This window comes from Microbacterium sp. A94, from assembly GCF_051842855.1.
In the GTDB taxonomy this organism is placed as follows: Bacteria; Actinomycetota; Actinomycetes; order Actinomycetales; family Microbacteriaceae; genus Microbacterium.
In genome coordinates this window covers 27,202-41,400 of sequence record NZ_JBPXMU010000005.1, presented here as the reverse complement: position 1 = coordinate 41,400, position 14,199 = coordinate 27,202, and the positions used below count along the sequence as shown (strand labels likewise).

Below are 14,199 nucleotides of genomic sequence, written 5' to 3'. Positions count from 1 at the left end.
CCCGCAATGCCTGCAGTTTCCGAACGCGTCCGTGCACTGCACGCGCGAATGACTCTGGACGAGAAGCTGGCGCAGATCGTCGGGTACTGGCTCGACCAGAACGGTATGGCAGCGCCCATGCAGTCCGAGATGGCTGCCGGGCAGAAGGACGCCGGCCAGCTCGCCGAGGTGACCAAGCACGGGCTGGGCCAGTACAGCCGCGTGTATGGCACGAGGCCGGTGGATCCGGACGAGCGCGCGGCATGGCTGTGGGATGAGCAGCGCCGGCTCAAGCGCGAGACGCGTCTGGGGATCCCCGCGCTCGTGCACGAGGAGTGCCTGACAGGTCTCGCTGTCTGGAAGGCGGCCGCTTTCCCCACGCCGTTGGCCTGGGGAGCGTCGTTCGATCCGGAGCTCGTGCACGAGATGGCCGTTGTCATCGGTGAATCGATGCGGGAGCTGGGCATCAACCAGGGCCTCGCGCCGGTGCTCGACGTCATTCGCGATCCGCGCTGGGGCCGGGTGGATGAGTGTATCGCTGAGGATCCGTACGTCGTCGGTGTGCTGGGCACCTCCTACGTGCAGGGGCTTCAGGCGACCGGCATCCATGCGACGCTGAAGCACTTCGTCGGTTACTCGGCTACACGCGCCGGCCGAAACCATGCTCCTGTCTCTGCCGGTGCACGCGAGATCGCAGACGTCTTCCTGCCGCCATTCGAGATGGCGCTGCTTGATGGCGGCGCACGCTCGGTGATGAACTCCTACGCGGAGATCGACGGGGTGCCGCTCGGGTCGAGCGAGGAGTATCTGACCGAGCTGCTCCGTGAGCGCTGGGGGTTCGATGGCGTCGTCGTCGCCGACTACTTTGCCGTCGCGTTCCTCGAGGTGATGCACGCCATCGCCGCCGACCGTGGGGCTGCTGCAGCTGCCGCTCTCACCGCCGGCATCGATATCGAACTGCCGACCGGTGACGCGTATCTCGCGCCGCTGGCGGAGCGCATCCGTGCGGGCCAGTTCGATGAGGCCCTCGTTGACCGTGCCGTGCTGCGTGCGCTCGCGCAAAAGGAGGAGCTCGGGCTGCTGGAGCCGGATGTCTTCGAGGATGAGGCTCCGACGAACATCGATCTGGATTCGCCGCGCCACCGCGACGTCGCTCGGCGCCTCGCTGAGGAGTCGGTGGTCCTGCTCTCGAATGACGGCATTCTGCCGATGAGTGCGGATGCCGGAAAATCGCGGGTTGCCGTCATCGGGCCCAACGCCCACCGCGCAGAAGCGCTAATGGGCTGCTATTCCTTCGCCAACCATGTGCTCGCCCACCACCCGGAGTTCCCGATCGGGATCGAGATCCCCACCGTGCTCGAGGGCGTTACCGCAGAGTTCGGAGTGGATGCCGACGTCGTCTATGCGCAGGGTTCCGAAGTGGAGGGCGATGACCGGTCGGGCTTCGCCGCTGCTGAGGCCGCCGCAGCCGGCGCTGACGTCGCAATTGTCGTCGTGGGAGATCAGGCCGGCCTGTTCGGTCGCGGCACGGTCGGCGAAGGCAACGACTCGGAGAGTCTGGACCTGCCCGGCGTGCAGCGCGAGCTCGTCGAAGCGGTTGTGGCCACGGGTACGCCGGTGGTCATGGTCATGCTCACCGGACGCCCGTATGCGATCGGCTGGGCACTCGACGGTGACAAGCGCCCGGCTGCCGTCGTGCAGTCATTCTTCCCCGGCGAGGAAGGCGCATCCGCGTTGGCCGGAGTGATCGCTGGACGCGTCAACCCCTCCGGCCGGCTGCCGATCTCGCTGCCGCGGTCAGCCGGCGCACAGCCGTTCACCTACCTGCATCCGCCGCTCGGTGGCCGCTCCGAAGTCACCTCTACCGATCCCACACCCGTGCGCCCCTTCGGATTCGGGCTGTCGTACAGCGCGTTCTCCTACGGGGATTTGGCTATCGACGAGGAAGTGGCGGCGGGTGCTGCCTTCGGCGCCGCCGTGACGGTGACGAACACCGGCACTCGGGTCGGCGACCATATCGTGCAGCTCTACGGGCACGATGTCACCGCATCGGTGACGAGGCCGGTCGTGCAGCTTCTCGGATTCCAGCGCGTGACGCTGGCAGCCGGGGAGTCAGCGACAGTGTCGTTCTCGGTGCCGACGCAGCGGTTCGCCTTCAGCGACCGATCGATGACGCGTATCGTCGAGCCGGGCGCGGTCGAGGTATGGGTCGGCGCGGATGCGGCAGCGAGCGAGGCTGCGGGAACGGCGACTGCCAGGGCGACGCTGAAAATCACGGGCGATGCCCACGTGATCGCGCCGTCCGATCGCCGGGTTGTCACCGCCGAGGTGCACGTCGCCGCCGTCGAATTCGCGCGTTGATGGCGATTGTTCAGAATCCGATTCTGCCGGGGTGCTTTCCCGACCCGACGATCTGCCGGGTCGGGGAGGAGTACTTCCTCGTCACCTCGACGTTCGAATATCAGCCGGGTCTTCCCGTGCAGCGCAGTCGTGACCTGGTCAGCTGGGAGCTGATCGGTCATGTGATCGACCGTCCGGGAATGCTCGACATGGATGGGGTCAGATCCTCCGGCGGCCTGTACGCTCCGACGCTGCGATTCCATGACGGTCTGTTCTGGCTGGTGTGCACGCTCGTCGGCCAGAACGACGGTTCGCCCGGCGGCAACTTCGTAGTGACGGCGACCGACCCCGCAGGCCCCTGGTCGGATCCGGTCTGGCTCGATGTCGACGGTATCGATCCCTCGATCTTCTTCGATGATGATGGCCGGATCTGGATGCACGGTACCCGTCTCGCCGCTGAACCTCAGTGGCATCACCAGACTGAGGTGTGGTTGCGCGAGCTGGACCGCGAGAGCATGACGCTGGTCGGTGAGGAACACATCCTCTGGCATGGCGCGGTGCTCGGCGCCGTCTGGGCGGAGGGGCCGCACCTGTACAAGATCGACGGGACCTACTACCTGTTGGCTTCTGAGGCGGGCACTGAGTTCCATCACGCGCTGTCGGTTGCGCGGGCAGAGACAGTGACCGGGCCCTACATCGGTAACAGGGGCAACCCCGTGCTTACGCACCGTCACCTGGGGCGCGGTTCTGACATCGTCGGCGTCGGGCATGCGGATCTCGTACAGGCGATCGATGGCAGCTGGTGGTCGGTTCTGCTGGCGATGCGCCCCTACGGCGGCTATCACTACAACCTCGGCCGGGAGTGCTTTCTCGTTCCGGTGTCGTGGGAGGACGGTTGGCCGGTGTTCGCGCCGGGGCAGGGACGTGTTCCCTGGTCGGTGGATGTGCCGTTCGCGTCCGAGCAGACGCGGGGCGTGATGCAGGGTGCCGCCTCCGGGGTGGTTGCCGCCGATGACCCGCGCTGGACATCGGCCAGGGCGCTGCCTGCGCAGATCGCGCACCCGGAGGGCGACGGGTGGGAGTTGCCACTGCGCACCTCGACACCCGTCGACGCCACGGTCTCAGCGTTCCTCGGTGTGCGTCAGCAGCATCGTGATGTCGATGTCGTGACGACGCTGTCATCCGATCTTCGGGGCGGCGAAGAAGTCGGGCTCATCGTCCGGCAGTCCGAGAACGACCAGGTGCGAATGTCACTGAGCGCCGTGGCGCACGGCACCCGCGTCGCGGTGATGCATCGCCAGGCGGGAGCGGAGACGCTTCTTGGTGAGACGATCGTGGATGCTTCGCCCTCAGCGGGACTCGATCTGACACTGAGCGTCCGGGAACAGGAATATGCGTTCGCGGTGACTGTTCCCAGCGGTGAAGTGGTGGCTGTCGCCGTTGCCGACGGGCGCACGCTCGACACCGTGGCCACGGGCGGATTTCTGGGTCTGTGGTTCGGTGTCTACGGCACGAGCAACGGGGCCATGACGAGCACAGTGCTGAACGTGCGTCGATTCGAATACACGCCGCGCTGAGCATCCGGCATCCGATCGACGTTCCTGCGGATATCGTGACAGGAACAACAAATCGCGTGCGTTGAGGAGAGACATGGCGGATCGGGCATCCGGGATCGAAGGCGTGCGCAGAAAGAACCTCGGCGAGGTGCTGCGTCTCGTCCATCAGGAGGGTCCGCGCTCGCGGGCGCGAATCACCGCAGAGACCGGACTCAACCGTTCGACGGTCGCCGACCTCGTCACCGGCTTGGCTGCGGCGGGGCTGGTGGTGGAGCAGAACCCTGATCCCACTCGCCGTGTCGGGCGCCCGAGCCCCGTCGTCAGCGCCAACCCCGACGTGACAGCGATCGGCATCAACCCGGAGGTCGATGCGATCGAGATCGGAGCAGTCAGCCTGGGCGGCGGGCTCCGGGAGCGCACGCGCGTGCCGCTGGACAGTGTGCCCAGTGCCGCGGATGCCGTGGCCATCGCCGTTCGGGTCATACAGGAGTGGCAGCAGAACTCTCTGCGGGGCTGCCGACTGGTCGGGATCGGCGTTGCGGTTCCCGGGCTCGTGCGGGCATCCGATGGCGTCGTCGGGCTCGCCCCGCACCTGGGCTGGCGCGATGAGGACATCACCACACCGCTGGCGGCAGCGCTCGACGCGCCCGTCATCGTTGACAACGACGCTTCGCTGGGTGCTCGCGCCGAGAAGCTGTTCGGCGCGGCACGTGAGCATCGCGATGTCGTCTACCTCAACGGCGGTGCCAGTGGCATCGGCGGTGGGCTCATCCTGAACGGAACCCTCATCTCGGGGGCAGGCGGCTACGCCGGGGAATGGGGGCAGACTTACCCCGGCATCGGCACGGAAGCCGATCGGATCAGCGTTGACGGCGTGCTCGAAGACGAAGTCAACAGGGCACGGCTCGTGCATGCTGCCGGTCTCAGCGCCGCTGATGACACCCAACTCGCACGAGCGCTCGCCGAATCGGACGATGACGAGCTCATCGCCGAGGTGCAGAGGCAACGACGCGTGCTTGCGGTCACCCTCGCCAATGCCGTCAACGTGCTCAACCCGTCGATCGTGGTGCTCGGCGGATTCCTGCCGATGCTGCGCGACCACGACCCTGACGCATTCGACCTCGCGGTGCGTGAGCGCGCACTGGCTGCTCCGGCCGAGGGCCTCGTGATCCACTCCGCCGACCTCGGCGCCGACCGTTTGCTGATCGGCGCCGCGGAAACGGCGTTCGCCAGGCTGCTGGCCGACCCGTTCGGGTGACCGCGCGGCCCGCGCGGGTCACCACCTCCCCGTGCCGGGTCACCACCTCCCGCGCCGACCCTGCTCCGGTCGCAAATGACGCTGTTAAAACGGCTTCAGAGCAGCACCAATTGCGACCGGAACAGTGTCGGGGCGCGTGGTTGGGGCGCAGGGTGGGGGTCAGTGTCGGGAGTGCGGTCAGGCAGCACCGCGGGCGGATAGGGCCAGCGCGAGTTACACCGAGTCGGCAACCGTGAGCACACCGTCGACGCGCCGGGGGATGCGCAGCGGATTCTGCTCGTGCAGGGCACGGGGCAGTACCTGCTCCGGAGCGTTCTGGAACACGATCGGTCGCTGAAAACGACGAACCGCGGCTGCGCCGACCGACGTGAACTGCGTGTTCGTCGAGGGCCAGGGCCCGCCGTGGTGCTGCGCCCAGCTCACTGCCACTCCGGTGGGCCAGCCGTTGAACAGCACTCGCCCGGCGATATCGCTCAGTGCAGAGACGAGCTCCTCGACGTCTTCGGCGGGTTCGTGATGCACAGTTGCCGTAAGTGTTCCCGGCAGTGCGCGCAGCACCGCGGTGAGGTCATCACTCTCGTCGATGCGCACCAGCAGGGTGAACGGGCCGAAGACCTCTTCCAGCAGTTGATCTGCGTGCCCGAGAAGGGTCGCCGCATCCGTCACCGCGACGGTCGGCCCGCTGGCGTCAGACGCGATGATGTCCACGCCGGGCACAGCACTGATGCTGCTTAGCCGGTGGGCGAAGCCTTCAGCAATCGTGGGGGTGAGCATGCGCGGCTGTGCACGCAGGAGTTCCGCGAGCTGCTGGGGGAGGGATGATCCCGCCGGCACGAAGACCAGCCCGGGTTTCGTGCAGAACTGCCCGACTCCCAGTTGGAAGGAATCAGCGAGCCCTGCTGCCAGTTCATCGCTGCGGGCCGCGGCTGCCGCAGCGGTGATGACGACTGGGTTCACCGCTCCGAGCTCACCGTAGAACGGGATTGGCTCCGGCCGGGCGGTCACGTGATCGAGCAGAGCACGACCGCCGCGCACTGATCCAGTGAAGGCGACTGCGCGCACGGCCGGGTGACTGGCGAGTGCGAGACCGGCATCGAAGCCGGTGATCAGCGAGAACGCCCCGGCAGGTGCTCCCGCTGTGGCGAGCGCATCGGCGACGGCCGCCGCGGTGGCGACGGATGTGCGCGGATGCCCCGGATGCGCTTTTAAGAGAACCGGGCATCCGACAGCGAGGCTCGATGCCGTGTCGCCGCCGGCGACGGAGAACGCAAACGGGAAGTTGGATGCTGCGAACACAGCGACCGGCCCGATGGGGCGCAGGATTCGGCGCAGGTCCGGAATGGGCGGCGTCGCCGTCGGATTCGGATGATCGATTGCCGCTTCGAGATAGGACCCCTCTTCCACGACCGACGCGAACAGCCGCAGCTGTGCGGTGGTGCGGGCGAACTCTCCGGTGAGACGGGGGAGCCCGAGCGCCGTTTCCTCGTTCGCAATCGCCGTGAGTTCATCCGCTTCAGCATCGAGCCGGTCCGCGATCGCCCGCAGCCATGTGGCACGGGTCGGCTCGTCAGAGCGTGACATGACAGCGAAGGCGCTCGCCGCGGCTTCCGCGGCGTGCTGCACCTCGTCGAGGGTGGTGTCGTCGGTCAAATTCTGCGGATTCGTCATCATCGTGATCGCCCTATCTCTTGAAGTTCATTCCCAGGCCGACGGATGCTTCCCCCGTGGCCCACCCGTCGTGCACCTGAATCCCGCTCGGAGCCGTGAGGACGCCGAGGTCGGCGAAGCCGGCATCCTCGACATCCTCGATCCAGCACGTCTCGGGGAGCGTGAACGCGACCTGTGCCGACAGCTCCGGCAGCAGGTGCGGAGCGAGCTGGGCATCGTATTCGCGCACGAGCTCAGCGATGCGCAGGAACGGGGTGATGCCTCCGACGCGGATGATGTTCGGCTGCGCGATGTCCACGACGCCGGCATCCAGAAAATCACGGAACCGGTGCACGGTGTGTAGATTCTCGCCGACAGCGATGGGCACGTCGATTCGCTTGCGCAGCTCGATGTGCGCGGCGAGGTCGTCTGCGCGCAGGGGCTCTTCGATCCAGCCGATGTCATGGGCCTGCAGGGCGACGATCGCGCGACTGGCGCTGTCGAGATCCCAACGCTGGTTCGCATCGATGAACAACTGGCGGTGGGGGCCGAGTACCTCGCGCACCGCCGCTACGCGCTCGAGGTCGTCCGCAAGGTCGGGCTTTCCGACCTTGATCTTTACCGCCGAATAGCCGCGGTCAACCCAGCGCCGCACCTGGGCGACGAGTTCATCGATCGGGTAGTGCAGATTCACGCCGCTGCCGTAGGCGGCGAGCCGGTCATGCCGGCGTCCGAGCAGCGTGGTGACGGAGCATCCACTGCTCCGAGCCTGCAGATCCCACAGCGCAAGGTCGACCCCGGCCAGCGCGATCGTGGTGATTCCGCCACCACCCGCTTCATGCAGATGCGCCCACGCCTGATCCCACACCGCAGGTGACGCGGGCCGTCCGATGAGGAACGGGGCGAGGTCGTCGTCGATCATGGCTCGAACCGCACTGCTGCCGATGGAGGGAGTCCACGAGAACCCGTGACCGGTCCGCCCGTCGATGGTGTGCACCGTGACGACGATCACTCGGATCTCGGTGACGTCTGATCCCCACGGTCGCTGCAACGCGATGCGTAGCGAACGCGTCTCGACACGTTCGACAGTGGTGTCGCCGCCGATCATGCGATCAACTCACGCCCAGTTTCGAGTAGGCGCTCGAGCCGGCCGACCTGCTCCGCCGTCGGATCAACGAGCGGAGCGCGTACCGATCCCACCGGCAGACCGCCCAACCGGACCCCGGCCTTGACCAGCGCCACCGCAAAGCCCGGCGTCTCATCGCGCAGTTCGATCAGCGGGGCGAAGAACCCGTCGAGCAGTGCCTGCTGCATCTGAAGATCATCACCGCGCAGGGCCTGGAAGAAGGCGACCGAGATATCAGGTGCCATCGCGAATACGGCAGACGAGTACAGCGGAACGCCGATCGCGCTGTAGGCGGCCTGCGTCATCTCCGCGGTCAGCAGTCCGTTGAAGAACAGCGGCTCATCGGCCAGGGATGCGGCATCGCGCACGAAGCGCTGCGCGAGCGCCAGATCACCGACGCCATCCTTGACGCCGATCACCCGGTCATTGCCCAGCAGGGTGGTGATGGATGCCGGAGTGAACTGCGCCGCACCGCGGTGGTAGACGATCAGCGGCAGGTCGGTTTCCGCGGCGATCCGCTCGACGTAGGCGACCAGTCCTGCCTGTGGACCCTGCACGAGGTACGGCGGCATGACGAGCAGACCCTCAGCGCCGGCTTCCTGCGCACTGCGCGCGCACTCCAGGGCATGGCCGAGGGCACCACCACTGCCGGCGAGCACCGGAACCCGGCCGGCAGCACCTCGGACGGCCGCCGCGACCGTAACGGCATATTCAGATGCGGAGAGGGCGTGGAATTCGCCCGTCCCGCACGCGGAGAACACCGCACCGGGCATGTGGTCGACCCGCTCGGAAACATGCTGCTCGACGAGATCGGCATCCACTCGATCGTCGTCGTCGAACGCGGTGACGGGGAAGAAGAGAACGCGGTCGGGAATGGTCAGCTCAGACATGAGAGGCCTCCTGGTCGTCGGGGAGAGATTGCGGCGTGGATAGTTCGGGTTGGCGGAGTTCGCTTCGCCACGTGCGGCGGGCGGTCCAGCCGAGCAGCTGCTTTGCGCGGGCTCCGGAGAAGACTCCGGCGCGTCCGGAGACGGATGCTGCGGCATCCGCTGTCTCCGGAATTAACTGCGCCAGCGATGGCGCTGTCGGGTTCTGCACGAGGGCATCCGAAGCGGTCACGAAGAACACCTCGCCGTTGGGCACCCCGTCGGTGTGCTGCAACCAGGCACCCACGAAGTCACCGGCGTCTCGGGCATCCACGTAGTTGAACAGGGCGACGGCCGACAGTCCTGGGTCGGCCAGCCGCTCGGCGACCGTGTGGCCCTGCTGGGTGCGCTCGCCCTGCCATTCCTCGGGGGCGATCACGTAACACGGTCGGAACACGCCGAAGCGGACACTGCGGCCGTAGCGGCGCACCGCCATCTGTACGATCTGCTCGATGGCCACCTTCGATACGGCATAGCCGTTCCAGGGGGCGAGGGGATGATCCTCGTCGAGCGGAAGGTACGACGGACGCCAGCCCTCGGGGGATCCGTAGCCGATCACGGTCGGACTCGATGCGACCAGCAGCGCCTTCGCCTGGGCGGCGATCGTCGCTTCCAGCACGTTCCAGGCGAGGCGCGTGTTGATTTGGAACACCTCGGCGTCCGGGAGTGAGCCGGGAACGGCGATCGCGGCAAGATGCACCACAGCATCCGGCGCGATCTCGACGAACGTATCGTGCGTGGCCACCGCGTCCAGCAGATCGATGGCGATCTGCGGCGTCTCCAGCGCATCACTGCGCGTGCGGTCGACGCTCACCACGTCGTACCCCGCTGCGGCGAGTTCGCGGACAACGCTGCGGCCGAGTCGCCCGGCGCCGCCGGTGACGAGCACGCGCGCGCCAGGATGCAGGCCGGGATGCAGTTCCGTATTCATGGCAGAGCTCATTCTTGGATGCCTGCGGCAGCGGCACCGGCGCTGCCCAGTTCCAGGTCGCTGATGCGCACAGCGCGCTCGTCAGCGAGGGACCGGTTACCGGCAAGACCCACGACCATGCTGCGTACCCCGTCAGTCCAATCCGCGGTGCGTCCCAGCGGGTCCGGCTGCGCGCCGAGGAACACATCGCGCAGCAGCATCGCATCGCCACCACCGTGTCCGCCCTCGGCCTCCGCGATAGGCACTTCGCGAGCGGTCTCGAAGTGCCGCTGCACGACGAGCCGTTCCGATACCGGGCGCGCCGAATCGTCGCGCACGAGGTCGGGACGTGCACTCGGGTCAACGACGGTGCGGCCCTGCTCGTCGACGAGCACGGAGCCGCGTTCGATGACGGTCAGCTCCGCACGGCCACGGGTTCCATTGACGGCGACCGTGTACCCCTCCCAGGGGGCGTGGGCGTTCAGGGAGTACGACATCGTGCTGCCGCCGGCGTAGTCGACGACGAGTGAGAGGTTGTCCTCGATGGTGATGCCGGCGTCGAAGACGTCGCGATCGCGCAGGTAGCCGTCGTGCTGCTCTTGCTCGAGGTAGAGCCCGCTCCACGTGGGGTCCGTGCGCAGGTCGAGGCTGAACTGATCGCGCAACGGCGAATCGGTCGTCCCGCGCTCAGGACGCGGACCCAGCCCGCGTTTCTGGGCGTTCTCGGCGCCGTAGAACCGCAGCCCACCGGAGGCGAACACGCGCGTGGGGGTGTCGTTGATCCACCAGTTCACCAGGTCGAAGTGGTGGCTGGCCTTGTGGATCAGAAGCCCGCCGGAGCGGTCCTTCTCGCGGTGCCAGCGCCGGAAGTAGTCGGCGCCGTGCGCGGTGTCCAGCACCCACTCGAAGTGCACGCTGGTGACCGCCCCGATCTCACCGGAATCGATCAGCTGCTTCAGTGCACTGTTGCGCGGTGAATAGCGGTAGTTGAAGGTGATTGTCACCTCACGTCCGGTTCGCTCTGCGGCCTCGGCGATACGCCGCACGCCCGCTTCATCGATCGTGAGCGGCTTCTCAACCACGACATCGGCACCGGCATCCAGCGCTGTCACGATGTGATCCGCGTGCGTGAAATCGGGGGAGCTGATGATCACGCGGTCGATGCGATGCTCGCGGACGGCATCGGCGAGAGCATCCGGCGCAAAGCGCGCTGGTGTGCCCAATTCCGGATGCTGCGCCAGCGACCAGTCCTGGCGTCCGGGGTTGGTGTCGGTCCAAGCGACGAGCTCGGCTACGTCCGCGTGTGTGGTTGCGAGCGCGTCGAGGTACATCTGCGCGCGTGAGCCGGAGCCGACGAGTGCATAGCGGAGGCGGGTCATCTTCTGATCCTTTCGATCACTTGATGCCTGAGGTCGCGGCGCCCTTGATGAGGAACCGCTGGCCGAACAGGAAGATGAGGAACAGGGGGATCAGTGAGACGACACTCATGGCGAACATCGAGCCGTAGTCCGAGCTTGATTGGGCATCGAGGAAGCCCTTCAGGGCGAGCGAAGCCGGGAATAGCTCTGGCAGTCGCACATAGATCAGCGGACCGAAGAAGTCGCCCCACGTCCAGATGAACGTGAAGATGGCGGTGGTCGCCAACGAGGGCACGATCAGGGGAAGCGTGATCTGGAAATAGCTGCGGAAGTGGCCGGCCCCGTCGACACGGGCAGCTTCGAACAGCTCCTTGGGAAGTCCGCGGATGAACTGCACCATCAAGAAGATGAAGAAGGCCTCGGTCGCCAGGAACTTCGGCGCGATCAGCGGAAGGAACGTATTCAGCCAGCCGAGCTCTTTGAAGATCACGAACTGGGGCACCAGCAGCACCTGGAACGGGAGCATGATCGAGCCGAGCATCAGCACAAAGGCGAAGTTTCGGCCGCGGAAGCGCAGTCTCGCGAAGGCGTAGGCGGCCATCGAGCAGGACAGCAGGTTTCCCAGGATCGCGCCGAAGGCGATGATCGAGGAGTTGATCAGGAATACCCCGAATGGATGCTGGAGGTCGGTCCAGCCGTTCTGGTAGTTCTCGAACGTCAGATCGGCGGTGAAGATGCTCAGATCACGGAAGATCTGGTCATTGGGTTTGAGGCTCGACACCACCAGCCAGATCAGCGGGTAGAGCATCACCACCGAGATGATGATGAGCATCGCGTGCTTGCCGAGCGCGCGAAGTGAGCGGCCGCCGGCTCGGCGTCGGCCTGCCGTCTCGCGTCGCCGGCGTGACGAAGAGGGCGGGCGCAGCAGGGTCTCGGTTTCAGTCGTCATAGAACACCCAATACTTCGAGAGCCAGAAGTTGAACGCTGTGAAGGCTGCGATCACCACGAGCAGGAACCAGGACATCGCCGAGGCGTATCCCATGTTGAGCTCGGTGAAGGCTTCCTTGTACAGCAGAAGCGTGAAGAACATCGTCGAATCACTCGGCCCACCGGTGCCGCCGGAGACGACATAGGCCTGTGTGAAGGACTGGAAGGAGAAGATGATCTGCAACACCAGGTTGAAGAAGATCACCGGGGTCAGCAGCGGGAACGTGATGGCGAAGAACTGGCGGATTCTGCCGGCACCGTCCATCGACGCCGCCTCGTAGTACATCTCCGGAATCTGGCGGAGCCCGGCGAGGAAGATCACCATGGGGGAGCCGAAAGTCCAGATGTTCAGCACGATCAGCGTGCCGAGAGCAAAGTCGGGGTGGCCGATCCAGCCGGGACCGTCGATGCCGAACCAGGCGAGGAACCCGTTGACGATGCCGTCCTTGCCGAACACCTGACGCCACAGGATTGCGACCGCGACGGAGCCGCCCAGCAGCGAGGGAAGGTAGAAGATCGAGCGGTAGAACGACAAGCCTCGCAGGCCCTTATCGAGCAGAACGGCCAGCCCCAGTGCGAGTGCGAGCAGCAGGGGAACGCTGACGAAGACGTAGACGACGGTCACGCGGAACGAGTTCCAGAAGCGCGGGTCGTTGAACATCTCGACGATGTTGTTCAGGCCTGACCAGATGGGCGGCTGCAGCAGGTTGTAGTCGGTGAACGACAGGTACAGTGACGCAACGATCGGACCGATGGTCAGGCACAGCATGCCGATCAGCCAGGGGAGCATGAAGACCCATGCCGCCTTGCCATCCGGGTATTTCTCTTTGACGCGCGCCCCCGTGGCGCGACGTGAACGCGTTATCGTGCGTAGTTCTCCGAGACTGCTCACGTGACCTCCTTGTCTGATCCGTGCCTGTCGATGGCAGCCGACGGGCTCACCTTCGAGAAAGCGGTTTCACGAGTGTTCTGATTATTGACGTGTCCACGTCGATTCGTCAAGCCGAGACAGTACAGTGGCACTGTCCGAAGCCGGATCGGGATGGAAGAGGAATCGATGACCGCTCAGCGTGGAAGTGTCACGATCGCCGATGTGGCGCGCCATGCCGGCGTTTCTCCAGCCACGGTTTCTCGGGTGATGAATGGCCGGTTCGCCGGTGACAGCAGTGTTGCCGATCGGGTTCGCCAGGCGGCGAGCGACTTGGCCTATGCGCCGAGTCCGCTGGCTCGAAGCCTCGCCCTCGGGCGGACGCACGCGGTCGCTTTCGTCGTCCCTGACCTTGCAAACCCGGCTTTTCAGTCGGTGCTGGCCGGGTTGAGCAAGACGGCGGCGCTGGATGGCTATCGGGTGCTGGTGGCAGACTCTGCCGAGTCTCCTGAAGATGAAGCGGCGCTCGCGCTCGAGATCAGGCGGCGCACGGACGCGATCGTGCTGTGTGCACCACGGATGCCCGAGGCTGAGCTCACGGCGCTGGCCGCGCAGTTGCATCCGCTGGTGTTGATCAACCGTTCTGTGTCGGGGGTCTCCGCTCCTTCGTTGTCAATCGATTACCGTGCCGGGATCGCTGACCTTGCCCAGCACCTCTACGGGCTCGGGCACCGCTCCTTCGCGTATGTTTTCGGTCCAGAGCTCAGCGCCTCGAACGCCCGCCGCGAGCTGGGGCTCGACGATTTCCAGCGTGCTCACCCCGATGTGACCATCGCGCGGATCCCCGCCGGTGCGAGCTCGGATGACGGTCGCGAGGCGGCCGTCGCTGTGCATGACAGTCGAGCCACCGCTGCGCTGGCGTTCAACGATCTCGTCGCGATCGGGCTGATTGGTGGGCTGCGAACGCTCGGTCTGAGCGTGCCTGAAGATATTTCGGTGACCGGCTTCGACGACATTCCGCTGGCGCAGTACCTCGCCCCCGCGTTGACGACGGCGTCGGTGTCTCACGCCGATCTGGGCGTGCTCGCCTGGGGGCGGATGCACGACCTCATTGAGGGTGGGAGCCCGGGGCAGAACGTCGTGTTCCAGCCGCGTGTCGAGGTGCGGGACTCTTCGGGAGCGGTCTCGGACCCGGCGCCCTGAGCGATCTTGGGGGCGGCCTCCCGTGCGGCCTGCTGGCGAG

The 14,199-nt window shown here is 66.1% G+C and carries 11 protein-coding genes; 4 read left to right on the top strand and 7 right to left on the bottom strand.

Annotation, left to right across the window (positions count from 1 at the left end):
* Nucleotides 1-6: 6 nt before the first annotated feature.
* From ACSU1L_RS13160 to ACSU1L_RS13150, 3 genes are all read left to right on the top strand, one after another.
* Entirely contained in the window at nucleotides 7-2,340 is a 2,334-nt protein-coding gene (locus ACSU1L_RS13160; RefSeq protein WP_439256093.1) for a beta-glucosidase, read from the top strand.
* Entirely contained in the window at nucleotides 2,340-3,896 is a 1,557-nt protein-coding gene (locus ACSU1L_RS13155; RefSeq protein ID WP_438253216.1) for a family 43 glycosylhydrolase, read from the top strand. Before ACSU1L_RS13160 ends, ACSU1L_RS13155 begins: the two co-directional genes overlap by 1 nt.
* A gap of 73 nt (nucleotides 3,897-3,969) precedes the next feature.
* The gene (locus ACSU1L_RS13150; protein WP_438253217.1) at nucleotides 3,970-5,133 is read left to right on the top strand and encodes an ROK family protein; all 1,164 of its coding nucleotides are present in this window, start codon (nucleotides 3,970-3,972) and stop codon (nucleotides 5,131-5,133) included.
* 213 nt (nucleotides 5,134-5,346) lie between these two features.
* Here the strand turns inward: ACSU1L_RS13150 and ACSU1L_RS13145 are convergent, their stop codons facing one another.
* Genes ACSU1L_RS13145 through ACSU1L_RS13115 form a run of 7 tightly spaced genes read right to left on the bottom strand, consistent with a single transcriptional unit; the run spans nucleotide 5,347 to nucleotide 12,980 of the window.
* The gene (locus tag ACSU1L_RS13145; RefSeq protein ID WP_438253688.1) at nucleotides 5,347-6,801 is read right to left on the bottom strand and encodes an aldehyde dehydrogenase (NADP(+)); all 1,455 of its coding nucleotides are present in this window, start codon (nucleotides 6,799-6,801) and stop codon (nucleotides 5,347-5,349) included.
* A 13-nt stretch (nucleotides 6,802-6,814) separates the two neighbouring features.
* Entirely contained in the window at nucleotides 6,815-7,888 is a 1,074-nt protein-coding gene (locus ACSU1L_RS13140; RefSeq protein WP_438253218.1) for a mandelate racemase/muconate lactonizing enzyme family protein, read from the bottom strand.
* Complete coding sequence (locus ACSU1L_RS13135) at nucleotides 7,885-8,796, bottom strand: 5-dehydro-4-deoxyglucarate dehydratase (protein WP_438253219.1); 912 nt, start codon at nucleotides 8,794-8,796, stop codon at nucleotides 7,885-7,887. Before ACSU1L_RS13135 ends, ACSU1L_RS13140 begins: the two co-directional genes overlap by 4 nt.
* Entirely contained in the window at nucleotides 8,789-9,763 is a 975-nt protein-coding gene (locus tag ACSU1L_RS13130) for an NAD-dependent epimerase/dehydratase family protein (RefSeq protein WP_438253220.1), read from the bottom strand. Before ACSU1L_RS13130 ends, ACSU1L_RS13135 begins: the two co-directional genes overlap by 8 nt.
* 8 nt (nucleotides 9,764-9,771) lie before the next feature.
* The gene (locus ACSU1L_RS13125; protein WP_438253221.1) at nucleotides 9,772-11,121 is read right to left on the bottom strand and encodes a Gfo/Idh/MocA family protein; all 1,350 of its coding nucleotides are present in this window, start codon (nucleotides 11,119-11,121) and stop codon (nucleotides 9,772-9,774) included.
* Nucleotides 11,122-11,137: 16 nt separating this feature from the next.
* Nucleotides 11,138-12,049 carry a carbohydrate ABC transporter permease gene (locus ACSU1L_RS13120; protein WP_438253222.1) on the bottom strand — a complete coding sequence of 304 codons (912 nt, stop codon included), beginning with the start codon at nucleotides 12,047-12,049 and terminating at the stop codon, nucleotides 11,138-11,140.
* Nucleotides 12,039-12,980 (bottom strand): carbohydrate ABC transporter permease, encoded by a 942-nt coding sequence (locus ACSU1L_RS13115; protein WP_438253223.1) that lies wholly within the window; start codon nucleotides 12,978-12,980, stop codon nucleotides 12,039-12,041. Before ACSU1L_RS13115 ends, ACSU1L_RS13120 begins: the two co-directional genes overlap by 11 nt.
* Before the next feature lie 165 nt (nucleotides 12,981-13,145).
* Between ACSU1L_RS13115 and ACSU1L_RS13110 the strand changes: the two genes are divergently transcribed.
* The gene (locus ACSU1L_RS13110) at nucleotides 13,146-14,159 is read left to right on the top strand and encodes a LacI family DNA-binding transcriptional regulator (protein ID WP_438253224.1); all 1,014 of its coding nucleotides are present in this window, start codon (nucleotides 13,146-13,148) and stop codon (nucleotides 14,157-14,159) included.
* Nucleotides 14,160-14,199: the final 40 nt, after the last annotated feature.

Coding starts and splice junctions, on each gene's coding strand:
- ACSU1L_RS13160 (WP_439256093.1), top strand. CDS start 7: ATGCCTGCAGTTTCCGAACGCGTCCGTGCACTGCACGCGCGAATGACT.
- ACSU1L_RS13155 (WP_438253216.1), top strand. CDS start 2,340: ATGGCGATTGTTCAGAATCCGATTCTGCCGGGGTGCTTTCCCGACCCG.
- ACSU1L_RS13150 (WP_438253217.1), top strand. CDS start 3,970: ATGGCGGATCGGGCATCCGGGATCGAAGGCGTGCGCAGAAAGAACCTC.
- ACSU1L_RS13145 (WP_438253688.1), bottom strand. CDS start 6,801: ATGACGAATCCGCAGAATTTGACCGACGACACCACCCTCGACGAGGTG.
- ACSU1L_RS13140 (WP_438253218.1), bottom strand. CDS start 7,888: ATGATCGGCGGCGACACCACTGTCGAACGTGTCGAGACGCGTTCGCTA.
- ACSU1L_RS13135 (WP_438253219.1), bottom strand. CDS start 8,796: ATGTCTGAGCTGACCATTCCCGACCGCGTTCTCTTCTTCCCCGTCACC.
- ACSU1L_RS13130 (WP_438253220.1), bottom strand. CDS start 9,763: ATGAATACGGAACTGCATCCCGGCCTGCATCCTGGCGCGCGCGTGCTC.
- ACSU1L_RS13125 (WP_438253221.1), bottom strand. CDS start 11,121: ATGACCCGCCTCCGCTATGCACTCGTCGGCTCCGGCTCACGCGCGCAG.
- ACSU1L_RS13120 (WP_438253222.1), bottom strand. CDS start 12,049: ATGACGACTGAAACCGAGACCCTGCTGCGCCCGCCCTCTTCGTCACGC.
- ACSU1L_RS13110 (WP_438253224.1), top strand. CDS start 13,146: ATGACCGCTCAGCGTGGAAGTGTCACGATCGCCGATGTGGCGCGCCAT.